Source organism: Candidatus Sulfotelmatobacter sp. (genome assembly GCA_035498555.1).
In the GTDB taxonomy this organism is placed as follows: Bacteria; Eisenbacteria; RBG-16-71-46; order RBG-16-71-46; family RBG-16-71-46; genus DATKAB01.
Genome location: DATKAB010000178.1, coordinates 1 through 16,723, shown reverse-complemented (window position 1 = coordinate 16,723; position 16,723 = coordinate 1). Strand labels below are relative to the sequence as shown.

The 16,723-nt window shown below is 70.6% G+C and carries 14 protein-coding genes; 4 read left to right on the top strand and 10 right to left on the bottom strand.

Annotation, left to right across the window (positions count from 1 at the left end):
- Nucleotides 1-301: heavy metal translocating P-type ATPase (locus VMJ70_14135; GenBank protein ID HTO92265.1), on the top strand; the 301-nt coding region annotated here is incomplete at its 5' end.
- On the opposite strand, the gene VMJ70_14130 is transcribed toward VMJ70_14135, so the two are convergent.
- Together VMJ70_14130 and VMJ70_14125 are read right to left on the bottom strand one after the other, a co-directional pair.
- A complete protein-coding gene (locus VMJ70_14130) occupies nucleotides 255-719 on the bottom strand; it encodes a hypothetical protein (protein HTO92264.1) in 465 nt (154 codons plus the stop codon). The genes VMJ70_14135 and VMJ70_14130 overlap by 47 nt on opposite strands.
- 41 nt (nucleotides 720-760) lie before the next feature.
- Entirely contained in the window at nucleotides 761-2,245 is a 1,485-nt protein-coding gene (locus tag VMJ70_14125; GenBank protein HTO92263.1) for a multicopper oxidase domain-containing protein, read from the bottom strand.
- A gap of 370 nt (nucleotides 2,246-2,615) precedes the next feature.
- Here VMJ70_14125 and VMJ70_14120 point away from each other — a divergent pair, with 370 nt between their 5' ends.
- A complete protein-coding gene (locus VMJ70_14120; protein HTO92262.1) occupies nucleotides 2,616-3,218 on the top strand; it encodes a hypothetical protein in 603 nt (200 codons plus the stop codon).
- A 116-nt stretch (nucleotides 3,219-3,334) separates the two neighbouring features.
- Here VMJ70_14120 and VMJ70_14115 read toward each other — a convergent pair whose 3' ends face one another.
- On the bottom strand, nucleotides 3,335-4,006 hold the full coding sequence (locus tag VMJ70_14115; GenBank protein ID HTO92261.1) for a TlpA disulfide reductase family protein: 672 nt from the start codon (nucleotides 4,004-4,006) through the stop codon (nucleotides 3,335-3,337).
- Between the two features lie 131 nt (nucleotides 4,007-4,137).
- On the opposite strand from VMJ70_14115, the gene VMJ70_14110 reads away from it, so the two are divergent.
- The gene (locus tag VMJ70_14110) at nucleotides 4,138-4,962 is read left to right on the top strand and encodes a class I SAM-dependent methyltransferase (protein ID HTO92260.1); all 825 of its coding nucleotides are present in this window, start codon (nucleotides 4,138-4,140) and stop codon (nucleotides 4,960-4,962) included.
- 68 nt (nucleotides 4,963-5,030) lie between these two features.
- Nucleotides 5,031-7,679, top strand: a complete 2,649-nt coding sequence (locus VMJ70_14105; protein ID HTO92259.1) for a CHAT domain-containing tetratricopeptide repeat protein — start codon at nucleotides 5,031-5,033, stop codon at nucleotides 7,677-7,679.
- Between the two features lie 10 nt (nucleotides 7,680-7,689).
- On the opposite strand, the gene VMJ70_14100 is transcribed toward VMJ70_14105, so the two are convergent.
- From VMJ70_14100 to VMJ70_14070, 7 genes are all read right to left on the bottom strand, one after another.
- Complete coding sequence (locus tag VMJ70_14100; GenBank protein HTO92258.1) at nucleotides 7,690-8,151, bottom strand: hypothetical protein; 462 nt, start codon at nucleotides 8,149-8,151, stop codon at nucleotides 7,690-7,692.
- Nucleotides 8,148-10,076 (bottom strand): tetratricopeptide repeat protein, encoded by a 1,929-nt coding sequence (locus VMJ70_14095; protein HTO92257.1) that lies wholly within the window; start codon nucleotides 10,074-10,076, stop codon nucleotides 8,148-8,150. Before VMJ70_14095 ends, VMJ70_14100 begins: the two co-directional genes overlap by 4 nt.
- Nucleotides 10,077-10,119: 43 nt before the next feature.
- Entirely contained in the window at nucleotides 10,120-10,806 is a 687-nt protein-coding gene (locus tag VMJ70_14090; GenBank protein HTO92256.1) for a family 16 glycoside hydrolase, read from the bottom strand.
- A gap of 107 nt (nucleotides 10,807-10,913) precedes the next feature.
- A complete protein-coding gene (locus VMJ70_14085; GenBank protein ID HTO92255.1) occupies nucleotides 10,914-12,515 on the bottom strand; it encodes a hypothetical protein in 1,602 nt (533 codons plus the stop codon).
- Nucleotides 12,512-13,588, bottom strand: a complete 1,077-nt coding sequence (locus tag VMJ70_14080; GenBank protein ID HTO92254.1) for a hypothetical protein — start codon at nucleotides 13,586-13,588, stop codon at nucleotides 12,512-12,514. The genes VMJ70_14085 and VMJ70_14080 overlap by 4 nt, the downstream gene beginning before the upstream one ends.
- Nucleotides 13,575-15,335, bottom strand: coding sequence for a hypothetical protein (locus VMJ70_14075; GenBank protein HTO92253.1), 1,761 nt, complete (start codon nucleotides 15,333-15,335; stop codon nucleotides 13,575-13,577). Before VMJ70_14075 ends, VMJ70_14080 begins: the two co-directional genes overlap by 14 nt.
- Before the next feature lie 4 nt (nucleotides 15,336-15,339).
- A partial coding sequence (locus VMJ70_14070) for an NAD(P)-binding domain-containing protein (protein ID HTO92252.1) occupies nucleotides 15,340-16,723 on the bottom strand: 1,384 nt, incomplete at its 5' end.

Sequence of the window (16,723 nt, the reverse complement as noted above, 5' to 3'; positions counted from 1 at the left end):
CGCGATGGGCGGGATCGGCAGCGACGCCGCGATGGAGAGCGCCGACGTGGTGCTCATGTCGGACGATCTCACCGCGCTGCCGTTCGCGATGCGGCTCGCCAGGCGCGCCCGCGCCATCGTGATCCAGAACGTGACCATCGCTGTGGGCGTCATGGCGCTGCTCGTGACCTGGGTGTTCCTCGGCCAGCACACGCCGTTCGGCGCGCTCCGCCTGCCGGTGGCGGTGAGCGGCCACGAGGGCAGCACCGTGGTGGTTATCTTGAACGGTCTGCGACTGCTGGCGGAGCGGCGCGGGAAGTAGCGGGCGGAGTCGGTCGCGAGGCGAGCGACCCCACGTCTCCCGGCGCGCCCACTCGCACCACGCTCAGGCTCAATCCGCCGGTCTTCAGCCGCGCGTTGATCGCGGCGATCAACTGCTGCGGCGAATTCTTCGCCGGATCGAACGCGAACGAGGCCGCCGGCGGCGCCAGCGAGACGCGTGGCGTTCCGGCATCCACGCCGGCGACGCCGCCGAGCTGACGCGCCAGCCTGCGCGGCAGCGCCGAGTCTCCAGGGGCGACGGAGCCGCGAATCGCCGTGAACAGCACCACGTGACCGCGTGCCCTGGCCGCCGAGACCACCTGCCAGTCGTAGGTGGCCGCGATCTTGTCCTCGAGGCAGGCATTGCAGGCGAGCGCGATCGCGGCGCGCACCGCCAGCACCGCAGCGGCGAGCAACACGGCGGCACCCGGCCGAGCAGCCGTTCGCAACGCGCGAGCTCTCACGGCGCGCTCCCGGTGCCGGTGGTGTCGGCCCCGGCCGGCGGCGGGTTCTTGCCGGCCCAGCGGAAGTAGAGCAGGAGCTGCTGGATCTCGCCCGGTGTCAGGTTCTGATTCGGCATCTGGATCAGGTAGCGCTTGAGCAGCGCCTTCGCGGTGTCGTCGTGGGCGGTCATCATTTCCGGAGAGCGGAGCCAGCTCGTGATCCAGCGTTCGTCGCGGCGCTCGGTCACGCCGAGCAGATCCGGGCCCACCACGCGGCCCTTGCCGATGCTGTGGCAGGCGACGCAGCGACTGTCGAACAGGGTCTTGCCGGCGAGCGTCTGGGGATCGGCCGGGCTCGCGGTCGCCGCAATGTTGTGATGCTCGAGCGGCTCGGGGCGCAGCTCGGGAGTTCCGCCGGTCGCGTCAATCACGCCGATCGCGCCCTGCGAGGCGTTCGCGAAGTGGTGATCCACCATCACGTACTTGCCGCTCTCGGGGATCTTCAGCTCGACGATCGCCGAGCCGCTCGAGGGTAGCAGCACGGTCTGCATGCCGCGGAACTGGTTGTCGGGATTACCGTCGATCCACACTCGATCGAAGATCGTGCCGACCACGTGGAAGCTCGAGGTGTTGCTGGGGCCGACGTTGAGCACGAACAGCCGCACGCGCTCGCCGGGCTTCGCCATCAGCGGGTGATCCATCATGCCGTTGTAGACGCCGTTGAACACGGTGTAGGTCGAGGCCTTGGTGCGCACGCGATCGGTGTCGAGCACGAAGAGCGGCTTGCCGTTGACGGTCCGGTGCTGGGGATCGAGCCGCGTGTAGAACTCGCTCTGGATCACCGCGTACTCCCGATCCACGTGGGTCGGATAGCCCTCGCGCGGCTCGGCGATCAGCATGCCGTACATGCCCGAGGCGATGTGCTCGAGGATCATCGGCGTGCCGCAGTGGTACATGAACACGCCCGGGTAGTTGAGCTGAAATTCGAATGAGATGGTCTGCCCCGGGGCAATCGAGCGGTACTTGTCCTGAGGAGAAACCATCGCGGCGTGGAAGTCCATGGAATGCATCATCGGCATCAGGTACGTCGCGAGGCCGGGCATCGCTTCGTCGCTGCGATTGGTCATGCTGAAGCGGATGCGATCCCCGACCCGCGCGTGCACCACCGGCGCGGGCACGTGGCCGCCGAACGTCCAGGCGGCGAAGTTCACGCCCGGCGCGATTTCGATGATGCGGTCCACCACGTCGAGCTGGATGGTCTTGACCGGCTCGGCGCCGAGCTTCCCCGGATCGGGGACGATGCTGAGGGCTTCGCCCGACAGAAACGGCCCGGTGTGGCGCACGGTGTCGACGCTCGCCGGCTTCGGATGAAGGTCCATCCTCGATTCATCGTAGCGGTCGGACTTGGTCGAGCAGCCGACCATCAGCAGGGTGGCCGCGGCTACGGCGCAGGCGAGCGCGGCGCGCGAACCGGCAGACGGGCTGGGACGGCAGAGTGTCATGGCGTGAGGCCTCCGGGCGGTTGGCTCGACGAGCATGCCGCATCTTGCTTCGGCACGGGCGTGCCCGCAAGAAGCCGCTCTCGCGAGGCGCATTCGCAGCCACTTGCCGGCGTCGCGCTCCGCTGGGGACCTTTTCCCAGCCGTCGGGTGAGGTTCCGCAACCGCTCGTCCTGGGCGCCCTCGAGGGCTCGAAATCTGCAATTTCGGCCGTGCGACAAGACTTCTCCGCGTGCGACCTGCAGCGAGCCGCAGGCCGGCGGGCGCCGGTTTCCGCGGGCACGGATCCTGTACCTGTAGGTCTCCATTCCGTCGCCCACCCGAGGCCCGCGGGTGCAGGCGATCTTCCTGGTCCCTTGAGGAGAGCCCCGCGATGAAGTCGTTCCGTCGTGTCATTGGCGCCATGCTGGTGGGCGCCGTTCTGATCGTGGCGACCTTTGGCTGCGGCCACGCGCCAACCGCTCCCACCGCATCTTCCCTCTCGGATTCCGGCGTCGCCGCGAGCCCCGGCTCGGCAAGCCAGTCCTCGGGCCTGATCTCGACAGTGGGCTCGACGCTGGGCGGTGTGGTCGGCGGCCTCGTCAAGCTGGTGGTGCGGACCCTCGACGTCGTCGGTAGGGTCGGCGGCTCGCTCACCAACGGCCTGTGGCGCGTGGACGTACCGGCCGGCGCGATCGACGGCAACGCCACCATCAGCATCTCGGTGGCCGGGTCCGGCAGCTCGGAGTGCGATCTCGGCATCACCCCGGCCGACAAGAACCACTTCGCGACGCCGGTCACGCTGACGTTCGACTGCCGCAACGTGCCGGCCGACCAGCTCGCGAGCTACGTGGTGTTCTGGTTCAACCCTTCCACCGGTGGCTGGGAACCGGTTGCAGGTTCGACGGTCGACCTGAACCACAAGACGGTCAGCGCGCCGCTCCAGCACTTCTCGAGATATTCGGTTGCCCCCGCTGATGGAAAGGCGGGCTGGTAGCAGCACCCAGGGGAGGAGACGAATCGGACCGCCCGCGACATCCGTACGCGGGCGGTCCGGTGTTTTCGAAGCGGGAGCGCCCCGCAGCGCGATCGTCGGGCGCCTGCGGACGATCCCTAGGTGCTCGCGGACAGACAGCGACTCACCGAGCGCTCGAATTCGGCGTAGTGCCGCGCGCCGATGAAGCAGTCGCGCACCACGCCGTCGCGATCGATCACCAGACTGAGCGGCCGGCCCGGCACATCGAGCCAGTCGATACGCGGCAGGTAACCGTTGAGCGTCCCGTACGAGTACTTCGCTGCGAAGCGCTGCAGCCGCGCGCGATCCTCGGTCGAGACCGTGAGCACGACGAGCCCGCGTGAAGCGTAGTCGCGCTGGAGCCGCGCGATCTCGGGCAGCTCGGCGCGGCACGGGTTGCACCACGTCGCCCAGAGGTTGAGCACCACCACGCGGCCGCGCAGCTCACTCAGGCGCCGCGTCGAGTCGGTCGCCACCTCGTGGAACGCGACCTCTCCGGCCGGGCGCCCGACCACGCCCATCACGGCGTGCACCTGAGCGAGGAGCGGCGCCATCGGGCCGGCCACGCCATAAAGGGCGAGACCCGACAGCAGCGCCACCAGCAGCAACAGGATCGATCCGACGCGCGCCGAGGCATGCGCCGGGACCAGGAAGCGCCGCCCGCGGCCGAGCCGGGCGATCCCCAGCAGCGACAGCAGCAGCAGCCCGCCGAATATCCATGCGCCCCATTGGGCGAGCACGGGAAGCAGCCGTTCGATCTGACCTTGCATGAGGACCTCCTCGAGGGGTGACGAACCGAATACGAACGCCGCGCCCGTCCGGTTGCGACGAATGCGTTCGGATAGAATCGAAGCCTCGCATCTGTACCGCCAGCCGGCCCCCATCCCGCGAGGAGCACGAAGTGACCGATCTCAATCCCCAGGCGAAGCAGATGGCCGACGAGTCCATGGTGCGGACACTCGCCGCGCAGGCCCGAGCGATCTGGCCGCAGGAAGTGCATCTGTTCCGCCGCTATGGGCTGCCACCCGAGATCCGCATTCTCGACGCCGGTTGCGGCACCGGCGAGGTCTCCTCGCGGTTGGCGGAGTTGTACCCGCTGGCGAAGGTGCTGGGGGTGGACATCCTCGATCACCATCTGGCGATGGCGCGTGAGCGCTTCGCGAAGCTCGCGCCGCGGCTGTCGTTCGAGCACCAGAGCGTCTTCGAGCTGCCGGCGGCCGACGCGACCTACGACCTCACCGTCTGCCGGCACGTGCTGCATTCGGTGCCGCACTACGATCGCGTGGTCGCGGAACTCGCGCGCGTGACCCGGCCGGGAGGCTGGCTGCACCTGCTGCCCGAGGACTACGACATGCTGCACTTCCAGAGCGGCGGGCTCGACCTGCGCGAATTCTGGTACGAAACCGCCAACCGGTTCGGCGAGCGCACCCACACCGACCTGTTCGCCGGTCGCAACACGTACGCGGTGATGAAGACCCTCGGCCTCGAGGACATCACGGTGGACTACGTGATCGTCGACAATCTGCGCGTGCCACGCGAGACGTTTGCGGCCATTTACGAAGCGTGGCGTGACGGCTACATCGAATCGATCAGCGAATACTCCGGCCGCAGCGCGGAAAACGTTACCGCATGCTTCGAGCAAATGATCGCGATCGTCCGCGACCCGGGCCGCTACGCGGTGTGGATGGTGCCGGTGGTGGCGGGACGGGTGCCGAAGCGAGGCTGATCGCGCTCGCCGCCGCGAGCGTGGGGAGGCCGCGCGCGGGGCGCGAGGCGCGGGTATTCTCACCGCCCATGCGCCGTATCCTCTGTCTGCTGGCCGCCGCGCTCCTCATGCCTGTGCTCGCGCCGGCCGCTTCGACCCCGATGACGCCCTCGCGCCGGCTGGCCGGGACGTTCGTGCCCTGCGACACGCTGTTCGGCCACGGCCAGCTCGATTCGCTGCTTCGCCGGCTCGATCGCATCGAGGCGGGGGCGCCGGCCGACTCCGACCTGCAGATCGTGTCGGGTTCCTACCGCGCGCTGGTGCTGGCGCTCAATGGCCACACCGATCGCGTCGCCGCCCTTTCGGGTCGCGCCCTCGCGCGCTCCCGTCAGGACCGCGACACGTTGCTCGAGTGTCGGGCGCTGGCGGGGCTCGCGCTCTCGAGTTTGTTCACCCCGGACACCGCGGGCACCCGCCGGCGGCTCGGACAACTCCTCGAGCTGTCCCGCGCCGGGGGCAAATCCTACTTCGAGGCTCAAGCGCGACTGAACCTGGCCTACCTCGAGGTCCAGGCGGGCCGGGCGGAATCCGCGCGGCAGGGCTATCTGGCCGCCCTGCAGCTGTTCTCGCCTGCGCGCGACGTGGTGCCGCGGCGGATCGCCCGAGTCGGGCTCGCGCGGGCGCTCGGGGAGCTCTACCGATTCGACGAACAGCGCAACGTCAACATCGCGCTGGTCCGCGAGTGCCGCCGCAACGGGGACAGGCTCAACGAGGCCTACACGCTCAACAACATGGCGGTGATGGAAATCGAGATCGGCGATCCCAGCGAGGCCATCCCCTTCTATGAGCGGGCGATCGAGCTGCTGCGCGAGGCGGGTGACCGAAAGGGCCGGCTCGTCACCTCGGTCAATCTCGGGGCGGCGTACATCCGGCTCGGGCGGTCCGGCGAGGCCGCGAGTCTGCTTCAGGCGGAGCTCGATACTCTCGACCGGCGCATGCCGGCCGACGCGCGGGGATCCCTGCTCGAGAACCTCGGCGCAGCCCGAATCCAGCAGGGCAGGCGCCAGGTGGCGCGCCAACACATCTTCACGGCCTGGGCGGTGCTGGATTCGGCCAACCTCTCGCCGAGCTATAGCCTGGTCACGAACTATGCCCGAATGATGGCCGACGACGGCAAGGTCGACGAAGCGGTGCACCTGCTCGACGACTGGGTCGCTCGAGGTCTCGCGCACGGCACGTCCGACTTCGCTCGTTCAGTAAGCAACACCGCGGCGGAAATCCTCTCGAACCATGGCCGGCCCGACGAGGCGATGAAGCGCTGGCGCGAGATCCTGGGCGGCATCGATTCACTGCGACCCGGCGGACAGTACTTGCGCGCCGCAGTGCTGCTCTCGATGGCGCAGGGCCATTTGCGCCGGGGCGATGTCGCGAACGCCCGCGGCGAGGCGCTCGAGTCGATTCGCCTGTGGGAAAAGGCGCGCAGCGGAATTCGCTCCGCGGAGTGGCGGGAGGCGCCGTTCGGTCCGGCGGCCGAGGGCTGGCCGGGCCTGGCGCGCGCCCTGCTCGCCTGCGAACCGGGCGAGCGGCGCGCGGATCGCGAGGCGGCGGCCTTCGCCGAGCTGCAGCGGCTCAAAGCGCGGACCTTCAGCGAACGCGCCATCCGCCGCGCGCCGCTCGCGATCGGCGACGCGCGCCGGTTCGCTCAAGACCTGCTTGGGGAAGGCGAATTGTTCCTCGACGTGCATCCGGAACGCGACAGCATTTATGTCTTCGCACTGTCGCGGACCGAGTTTCGGCTCGCCCGGCTCTCCGACGCGGCAGCGCTTCGCGACCGGCTCGATCGATTTCGCGAGCTGCTGGTCGGCCCGCAATCCTCCGATCGAGCCTTCGAGGATCGGGCCGCGGTCGAGCTCGGCGAGACCCTGTGGGGCCCGATCCGCGAGCTGCTCGCTGGAAAGCGGCGGGTGATCGTGAGCGACGGCGGGCTCGGAGCGGGCATTCCCTGGGGACTGCTCCGCGTTCCGGGCAGCGCCGATCCCGCGCTGGTGAACTTCGAGTTCGCCACCGTCCCCTCGCTCGAGGCGCTGGCGATCGTTCGCTCGCCCCATCCGAACCGCGGCGAGGAGCCCTTGTTGGTGCTGGCCGGAGCCGGCGACGCGCGCGCACGCCGGCTTCCCGGAGTGAAGGAGGAATCGAACTGGCTCGCGGGGCGCTACGCCCCCGTGATCGTAAGCATGCCCCGCTCGAGCGCCGAGGCGACACGAGCGCTGGGCTCGGCGCCCCGATTCAGCTGCATTCATGTTGCGGCGCACTTCGCCGATGACGCCGAGAATCCCTGGAACGCCGGGGTGCTGTTCGGCGATCCGGCTCGCGACGACGCCTACCTGCGCACGCGCGATCTCGATACGGGGCGCGTGAGCTCGAGGCTGGTGGTGCTGTCGGGATGCTCGTCGGCCGGCGAGCACGCGATCGGCCTCGAAGCCGATCGGGGGCTCGCCAGCGCCTTCCTTGCCGCCGGCGCCGGCGCGGTGGTGGGAACGCTGTGGCCGGTGACCGACGAGGCGAGCGCCGAGTTCACGAAACGGTTCTACCGATCGCTCGAGCAAGGACGTGGGGCGGCGCTGGCGCTGGCGATGGCGCAACGCGAGCTGCGCGCGCAGGGCAGCGACACCCGGGACTGGGCGGGTTTCGTGCTGCTCGGCGATCCCGAGCAGTCCCCCCGGCTTCGCCGGCGCTGAGGCGCCGGCTCTAGCCGGTTCGCTCGCTCCGCCGCCAACGCCAGTAGGCCGCGAATCCCACCATGCCGCCCGACGCGAACGCGATCATCACCACCGCTGCGCGCGGAGTCGCCAGGGGCGAGGCGCCGATCAGCCGCATCGAGCCGATGCCGAGCGCGCCGAGCGCGAGGCCGAGCAGCACGCCCACGCCCACATACAGCGCCAGGGTCTGGCTTCGAAGGCGTCGCAGCGGCCAGGTGACGAGTCCGCCCCACAGCAGCGCGAGCGCCCAGAGCAGCGGGAACATCACGAGCCCGGTGCGACCGATCGCGACGCCGCGCTCGACCGGCGACGTCGAGGCGGAAACCGCGGCGGGATTCGCGACCTCGCCGCCCCCGCCGAGCCAGGCACCGGCCTGGAGCGCCACCAGCGCCGTCAGCGAGCCGGCGCCCGAGCAGATCAGCGCCCGCGCGACGCGCTTCGCCGCGATCACGGCGCCCTCGTCGCGCGCTCGATCGCGTCGCGCAGCAGCGCGGCCTGAGGCGAGAAGCGATCCAGCACGAGCATGGTGTCGAGCTCCGCCTGCGCCTCGGGAATCCGCCCGGCGCGAACCAGCGTCATCCCGTAGCCGCCCCGCGCGGCCGGCGATTCGGGAAACAGCTCGACGGCGCGCCGGTAGTCGCGCTCGGCCTCGGCCGCGCGACCGCCGCGCTCGTCGAATGCGCCGGCCAGGATCCAGGCGCTGCCGCTGGTGCTGTCGGCATCGAAGACGCGTTCGAGCAGCGTTCGGGAGCGTTCGAATTGCCCGGCGGCGAGCGCTGCCGCGGCGTCGTTCAGATCGGAGCGGACCTGCGGCGCGAGCAGATGCGTCGCGCCCCGGCGCCACTCGTAGATGTGCAGCACCTCGGGCTCGGGATCGGCTTCGAACACCGGGAGCTGATTGTCCACCGGCTGCCACTCCTCGAGGACGGCGAGATAGGTGACGCGCTGGCGCGCGAACAGGCTGTCGAGGAAGGCGATGTAGTCGGGCTTGTGGAGGTGCGGAATCACCTCGGGGGTCACGAGCCCCGCCATGTCCACGACGCGGCGCTTCGAGTAGTAGGCGATGGCGCCCACGTCGTGCGCCGCCACCACGGCGTCGCGCGGCGTGTGCTCGGCGAGCCAGCGGCCCGCACGGACGTGCCGGACCGCGTGATAATGCGAGACGCGCACGTATTCGGCCGGCGCCGACGAGAAGTAGAACGCCTGCAACATGAGCAGCACCAGCGCCGCCGAGGTCGCCACCAACCGCCAGTAGACCGGCTTGAAGCGCCAGGTGGCGGCGGCGATCGTCGCGCGCAGCCCCGCGACGCCGGCGATCGCGAGCCCCGGCAGCGCCGGAATCAGATAGCGATTGAAGCGATGCGAGATGGGCAGCACGATCGCGTAGGCGAGCGGCAGCGCCAGCGCCCAGCCGAGATCGGCGCGCATCACGGTCGAGTCGAACGGCGGATCCGGACCCGGCGGGAGCGGCGGCCGGGGTTGCAGCATGCGGCGCACCTCGCGCACCGCCTGGAAGATCGCGAATGGAATCAGCAGCAGCCAGCCGGCCGCGAAAGTGGCGCCGACGTCGTCGCGCAGGAAGTCGCCGAACGGACGGCCGGCGTAGAACGCGGCCTTGGCGGCGAGCGTGTTGGGAAACGCCACGCCGCCGGTGGCGCGATTGAACATCGCGTAGGCCGCGACCACCACCGCGAACAGTCCGACCGCAGCGGCCGGACGCCGCCGCGCCCGCCGCTCGATCAACGCGTCGATCGCGAACACGCCGGCGAGCACGATGGCTTCGGGCCGCACCCACACCGCGAGTCCCGCCGCGGCCGCGGCCCGCGTCACGTCCCCCCGCGACCAGCCCAGGAACGCCAGCGCCATCAGCGCCAGGAACAGGCTGGTCTCCATGCCCGAGGCCGCGAGGATCGCGAAGCGCCCATCCAGCGCGACCATCGCCACCGCCAGCGCCGCCCAGCCCGGATGCCCGAGCCGCCTCGACGCCCAGGCGGCGAGCGCGATCAGGAACACCAGCTGCGCGATCAGGCCGAGCGTCAGCGCGATCGCGAACTCGTTGTGCGTGAGCTTGAAGCCAATCGCTTCCAGAAGCGTGAACAGGGGTGCGGTCGAGCCGGCGCTGGTGCGATCCCCGGGGAAATAGGTGAAGGCGCCGTGATCGGCGAGATTGCGCGCGTAGTTGAGATGGATCCACGAGTCATCGAGCGGGAAGGCGAATGGTCCGCCGGCGGCGCGCGCCATCACCAGCAGCACCAGCGGCAGCGAGACGCCGAGCGCGACCGCGCAGCCGGGGAGCGCGGCGAGCAGCCAGGGCGGGAGATTGAGGAGCGAGGAGACCGCGGATTCCGGTCCGCCGCGGGAAGCTCGGGGCGTCATGGAGCGGCCAGCATAGGCCCGCTCGCTCGCCGGCGGCCAGCCCTCAACGATTGGGGCGCGCTTCGGCCTGCTCGCGCAGCTCCGTCACCACGATGTTGTCGTAGTAGACCGTGCATTGCCCGACGCCGCCGGTGTAGCCGGCGAGCGCGATCCGGCCCTGCGGGCGCGCGTTGTGGGGATCGGTCCTGTCGATCTTGAGGTCGCCGTTCACGAACACCCGCACCCGGGGCCCGCGCACCTCGACCCGGATGTGGTTCCACGAGCCGTTGGCGTTGAGGACCGCGGCACGCCCCATGTTCCACTCGCGGCGATTGAGCACCACGTCCTGGTAACCGGGACCGCGCAGGTCCACCGCGAGCCCGGTGAGCCCCTGGATCCGCACCGCGACGCCCTTGTCCACTCCGCGCATGCCGCAGACATCGAGGTCCACGGCGTAGTCGGTCCAGTCTTCGGAGCCGGCGTAGAGGAAGGCTCGCTCCTGCTTGGCATCGGGGAGGTCGACGCGCAGGAGTCCGTGGGTGACCTTCCAGGCTTCGGGCCGATCGGCTTCCCACTGCTTCAGGTCGCCCGAGAAATCCTCGGCGAGCAGCGCCCCGGGCGGCCGCACGAAGCGCGGACTCGGGCCGGGAAGGGCCTGCCGGGTCATGTCGTCCTGACCAAAACCCGAGATGAAAACACACGCCCCTACCAGCGCGACACGCGAGATCCACTGGGCGGTCACGACCTTCACGCTGACGGCACCCTCCATGGAAGTCAAACGCCGCGATCCTGCGACGAAGTGAATGCCGGAGTTATCGGCAGGGCGCTCCCGGGGATCAAGGGGGCGCTGCGGGCGCGCTACAGGCGGCGGCTGAGTCCCGCCCAGAGTTCGATGGTGTGGACGAACTCGCTGCGCTCGCTCTGATAGGAGAAGTTCGCAAACCAAAGGCGCGCAAGGGTCAAGTCGAGGTCCGAGCTCCACCAGTGGGTGAGGTCAGAGCCGCCTCCCGCGGCGTCGTCGGTTCGCCGCTGGCCACCCGCCACCTCCACGTGGAGGAGTCGCACGGCCTGCATGCCGATCGAGCCCGAGAGCAGCTTGCTCTGGATCGGGGGCCCCTGGTAGTCGGACCAGCGCCCGCGCAGCGACAACCCGCTCCAGGTCGGGCGCTGGAGCTCGGCGCCGAGCGTGGTGGTGTTGGCGAGATCGCCGCCCCCGGCGCGCCAGCGCTGGTCGGCCGACACGCCGAACCCCTGCGGCAGGCGCGCGCTCGCGCCCACCCACACGCCCTGTCGGAAGCGGTCGTCGAATTCGGTCTCGGGCGTCAGGTGGTCGCGCCACAACCGCACGTTGCGCCGGTTGTCGAAGCCGGTCTGGAACGAGATCCAGCGGGAGGCGATCATCTGAGCGCTCGCGTAGGTACTGGTGAACGAGAACGCCGGCTCGCCCTGCGCGCGCTTCCAGCCGCGCGCGAAGTCGGCTTCCTGGAGAATCGAGCCCGAGAAGCGCCGGTCCTGGAAGAAGCCCTGCGCGAACATGAAGTCGCGATTGGTCTGCGACGAATCGTACGAGCTGATCGCGCCGAGACCGACGTCCCACCGGCGCTGTGCGAGCGGTGCCTGGCGGGCCTCGAGGTATCCGCCGAACTCGCGAATCGTGCTCGAGAGGCGCATGCCTTCCGGATCGGGCTGGGTGCCGCCGAAGGCGCCGACGCGAAGGCGGCGACTCCCGCCTTCGAGCAGCGCGCCGTCGAAGATGCTGACCGGCGCGAGCGACGGCGACGATAGCCGCCCGAGCGTGAGGGCCACGCGCTCGCTCGGCTCCCGCATCGTGATCGACGCGCGATAGAAGCGGGCCTCGACGTCGCGCGAGCTTCCGGAGCCCGTCACCTGCGTGGTCTGACGCCCGCGCAGGTCGACCGACGTGATGAAGGCGCCGTCGCCGCCGCCATCCAAGCGCAGATCGAGCATCGGCTGATCGAAGCGGCTGCTGGCGTCACGCACCGCGAGCCAGCTCACTCCGACGCGGCCGGTGGCCCACGGTCGCGCGCGCGACGCCGGCATGCGGCTGGCGCCGGCGGGTGCGGCGGCCGCGAGCGGGGCGGCCGGCGGCGCAGCGAGGCTGTCGCGAGTCGCCGCGCGCACCGCGAAGCCGGCTTCGTCGCCGAGCTTGATTTCGCCGCGCGTGACCAGCGTGTCGCACGACGAGCGGTGCGTCGACACGACGCCGGCGCGCAAGCGTGCCACTTCGAGTCCCGCTCGGCGGACAACCAGCGTGTCGCCCTCGCCGAGGCCCTCCGCGCGCCCGGCGTCCACGTACACGGAAGCGCCCGCCAGGTAGATCACGTGGGCGCGGCCGAGGGCCGCGGCGGCCGGCCCGGGGGAGCCCGACGCCGCGCGCGCAACCGCCGGCCCCGCCGGCAGCAGCGCGAGCGCGCAGAGAATCGCGGCCGGCCGGATCATCCCGCCCTGCCGCGCGGGTGGCAGCTGTAGCAGGCCTGGCTGTTGTACTGGTAGTTGTGGACGCCGCTGTGATTCGAGTCGGTCTGGGTCTGACTGTCGTGCGGGTGGCACGACAGACAGGTGAAGACCAGGTAGTTGCTGGCGCTGGTGTGGCAGTCGGAGCACGCCGACCAGCGGCCGTTGTGGGTGCCCGAGTAGATCGGGAAGAAGCTGGTGTCGTGGTCGAAGTTGGCCGGCTGCCAGGCAGCGGTGGTGTGGCAGCTCGCGCACTGGGTCGTGAATCCCGCGCCCGCGTGAGCGGGGTTGTTGGTGGCGTTGTAGTCGCCGAGATGGCACGAGACGCAGGCGGTGGACTTGCCCTGATAGACGCCGTCGCCATGGCACTGCGCGCAGGCCACGGTCCTGTGCGCGCCGGTCAGCGGGAACGCGGTCTTGTTGTGATCGAACGAGGCGCCGTTCCAGCTGATCGGCCGATGGCACAGCGAACAATCGGTGGGGAAGCCGCCCGCGCGATGGTCGGGATTGCGGGTGGCGTCGTAGTCCCTCATGTGGCAGCTCTCGCACTCGGCGCGCGTGCCGACGAACTGCATCTGTCCCTGGGCCGCGGGCGGATGGCAACTCTCGCAGTCGAGCGCGGCGTGGCTGCCGGTGAGCGGGAAGCGCGTCAGCTGATGCGCCCGCACCATCGGCCCGCGATCCACGAAGCTGCGCGCGCCGTGGCAGCGCGCGCAATCGGCGCCCATTTCGCCGCGATGCGGATCCTCGTGGCAGGAGATGCAAAGCGTCTTCGACTGCTTGAACTCGAGGGTCTCGTGACAGGTCCGGCACTCGGCCGCGGCGTGGGCGCCGGTGAGCGGGAAGCCAAATTTCGAGTGGTCGAACTTCGGGCTGATGCGCGCCGGCTTCCAGCCCTTCGCGTCGTGACAGAGCGCGCACTCCTCCTTGAACGAGCCGTGCGGGTTGTCGACGCTGCTCGCCACCGCGGCCAGCGATCGCGCGTGATTCGCGACCAGCGGCAGCGCCACCAGCATCGCCACACCCAGGCCGAGGCGTAACCGATCACTGGGTCGCATGGCAGCTCTCGCAGCGACCCGAGATCGGGCGGTAGGTCACGCGCCGGGTTCCGTCGGCGGCGCGAGCGGAAGGATGGCAGCGTGCGCAGGGGGTCTTGGCGTGCGCGCCCTCGAGCTTGAACGACGCGTCGCGATCGTGGTCGAAGCGGCTGGCGGGCGCGAACGCGTCGAGTCCGTGGCAGCTCTCGCACGCGCCGTGGTCCTTGCGCGCTTCGAACTGGTCGCCATGGGGCGAGCGATGACATTCGGCGCAGCGGCGGCGCGCGTCGCTGAAGGCGAGCGCCCGCTGAGGCGTGCCCTTGAGGCTCGAGAAGCCGGCCGGCCGCGACGCGGCCAGCTCGGTGTGGCAGCCCGCGCAGGGCACGGCCCGGTGAGCGCCCTCGAGCGCATAGGCGAAGCCCGCGTGGACGGCGGCATCCACCCGGGAGGGTGCAAAATGCTCCATGCCATGACAGGAGGTGCAGCCCTCGTTCCGGGCGCGCGCCCCGCCGGCCGCGAACCGCCCGCGATGGGGGTCGGCATGGCAATCCGTGCATTCCGCATGCGGAGGATGCAGGGGAACCCGCGCCGAGCCCATGGCGCCGGCGGCGCCGGCGGGCAATTTCCCGTGACAGCTCGCGCAGCTTGCACGTGCATGCGCGCCGACCAGCGGAAAGCCCGTTGCGCCATGGGCCGCGACCGTGAACGTCGACGTCTGGAAACCGTTCACGTCGTGGCAGTCCGCGCAATCGCGAACCGCGCCGCCGCGCATCGCCTGGCCGCCGTGCGCGTCGCGGTGACAGTCCAGGCAGCGCGCGAACGCCGGCTTCGCACCGAACGCGGTCCTGGGATCGTGACACTGGGCGCAGGCCAGCGTCGCGTGCCGGCCGCGCAGCGGATAGCGCGTCTTGTCGTGATCGAAGCCGCCTTCGCGAAGCGTGTGGAAGTCGTCGGTGACGTGGCAGCGAGCGCATTCCGGTCCGAAGCGTCCCGCGTGCGGGTCACGATGGCAGGACGAGCACTGCTCGTGAGCGAGCGGCTTCCACTGGGGCAGCGGATGCCCGGCGGCGTCGCTGGCGGTGACGACGTTCGCCGCCAGATGGCAGCTCGCGCACGCAAGCGTGGCGTGCTTGCCGGTCAACGGATAGTCGGTCTTCGCGTGATCGAACCGCTCGGCCGGCTTCCACGCCGCCATCGCATGGCAACCCGCGCAATCCAGCCCGAGCTGGCCGCGATGCGGATCGACGTGACAGCTCGCGCACTGGGCCTGAAGCCCGAGCCAGCTCCGGGCGTGATCCTTCGCCTTCATGCGCGCCACCACCGGATCGCGCTGGTTGGCGACGCTGTGGCACGAGCGGCACTCGAGCCGGGCGTGGGCGCCCTCGAGCGCGTAGCCCGCGCGCGCATGGTCGAACGTGGCCGGGGAGCCCTCGGCGAACACCACCAGCTGAAAGTCTCTGCCGCCGTGATCGGGATGGCATTGCGCGCACTTCTGCGTCGTGACGCGGGCGTGGAGTCCGCGATTCTGCGAGCGCAGCGACGCGATCTCGCCGTGGCAGGCGAGGCAGCGGTCGTCCATTCGCCCGCCCGATCCGGCCGGCGGATGACACTGAAAGCACTGGCGATTGCCCTCGAGATCGTGGTGGGCCGCGGCCAGCGGTCCTGGCGATACCTGCCCGCGCGCCGGCGCGTGACCGAGAACGCAGGCCAGCGCGATCGCCAGCGCCGCAAGGGCGGCAGGGCGGCGCACGTCGCGGCGCGGGCGCACCTGCTCATCCCGCCTTCGCCGCGCCGGTCGCGAACGGGATCTCCTTGTAGACGATCCGCACGCCCAGGCGCTCGAGGAAGGGATACGGCGCTTCGCCGCCAATGCGGATCACGACGGCGTCGTTCGGCAGCAGGCGCGGCGCGCCCTGGTGTTCGAGCACCACCAGGTCGCGGCGGATCTCGCGCACCTCGCTCTCGAGCAGCAGCGCCACGCGCTTCGCCGCGACCGCGTCGGCGATGCGCTTCTGGTTGCGCTCCTTGGCGCGGCTGAACTCGCCGCCGCGGTAGGAGAGCGTCACCGAGGCGCCGGGCTGGATCGAGAGCCCGAGCGCGGATTCGATCGCGCTGTCGCCGCCGCCGACCACCAGCATGCGCCGGCCCGCGAACTCCTCCATCTCGACGATGTCGTAGAGCACGTGGTCCAAGTCCTCGCCGGGCACGCCCAGCCGGCGCGGCGTGCCGCGCCGGCCCATGGCCAGCACGATGCGGCGCGCGCGGAACACCCTGGCGCCCGACGTGACGCGGAAGCCGCCCTCGCCGGGCTCGATGGACTCGACACGCACGTGCTGCTGGATGCGCAGTCCCGTCTTCTCGATCACGTTCTGCCAGCACTGCAGCAGCGACTCCTTCGAGGCATCGGCGATCCACAGGTTGCCGTACAGCGGCACGCGCAGCGGCTCGGCGAACAGCAGCTTCTGGCGCGGGTACTTGGAGATGGTGTCCGCGAGCGTGCCCTGTTCGAGCACCGCGTAGCGCAGGCCCTGGTGCATGGCCTCGAGCGCGGCGGACAACCCGGCCGGGCCGGCTCCCACCACGATCACGTCGTGGACGCCGCCCGTGGTGTTGCCGCGGAACGGATCCTCCGCCAGCGAGGCCGCCACGTGCTCCATGGCCAGGCGGCCCTCGTTGATGGCGTTCTTGATGAGTCCGCGGCCGCCCAGCTCGCCGACCACGTACAGGCCCGGGATCGCGACGGACTCGAAGTTCGTGTTCAGCTCGGGCACCTCCACCGTCTGCACGGCGGCCCCGGAGGTCACGACGATCGCGTTCACCGGGCAGGCGGCCGCGCACGACGCGTGGCCCTTGCACAGGTCCAGGTCGACCTTGGCGACCTTGTTCACCAGCTGGATCGCGCCCGGCTCGGGACACGCGGCCACGCAGGTGCCGCACCCGACGCACAGGTCGGCGCGAACGAGCGCGTGCAACGGCCCGTCGGCCGCCGCCTTCTCGCCGGTGACGACCCGCGCCGTGACGAGCTCGAACGCCTGCAGCGGGGCCCTGCAGCCCGGGCACCACTGGGCACCCTCGGCGACGCGAACGCCGCAGCGCGGACACGTGCGCGCCACCGGGGCCGCGCCGCCGGAGCGGCCGCGCCGCAGCTGCGCCACG

What these genes read in the sequence shown, in the direction of transcription:
- VMJ70_14105 (HTO92259.1), top strand. Translation starts at nt 5,031, where the DNA reads ATGCGCCGTATCCTCTGTCTGCTGGCCGCCGCGCTCCTCATGCCTGTG.
- VMJ70_14085 (HTO92255.1), bottom strand. Translation starts at nt 12,515, where the DNA reads ATGATCCGGCCGGCCGCGATTCTCTGCGCGCTCGCGCTGCTGCCGGCG.
- VMJ70_14120 (HTO92262.1), top strand. Translation starts at nt 2,616, where the DNA reads ATGAAGTCGTTCCGTCGTGTCATTGGCGCCATGCTGGTGGGCGCCGTT.
- VMJ70_14115 (HTO92261.1), bottom strand. Translation starts at nt 4,006, where the DNA reads ATGCAAGGTCAGATCGAACGGCTGCTTCCCGTGCTCGCCCAATGGGGC.
- VMJ70_14080 (HTO92254.1), bottom strand. Translation starts at nt 13,588, where the DNA reads ATGCGACCCAGTGATCGGTTACGCCTCGGCCTGGGTGTGGCGATGCTG.
- VMJ70_14125 (HTO92263.1), bottom strand. Translation starts at nt 2,245, where the DNA reads ATGACACTCTGCCGTCCCAGCCCGTCTGCCGGTTCGCGCGCCGCGCTC.
- VMJ70_14095 (HTO92257.1), bottom strand. Translation starts at nt 10,076, where the DNA reads ATGACGCCCCGAGCTTCCCGCGGCGGACCGGAATCCGCGGTCTCCTCG.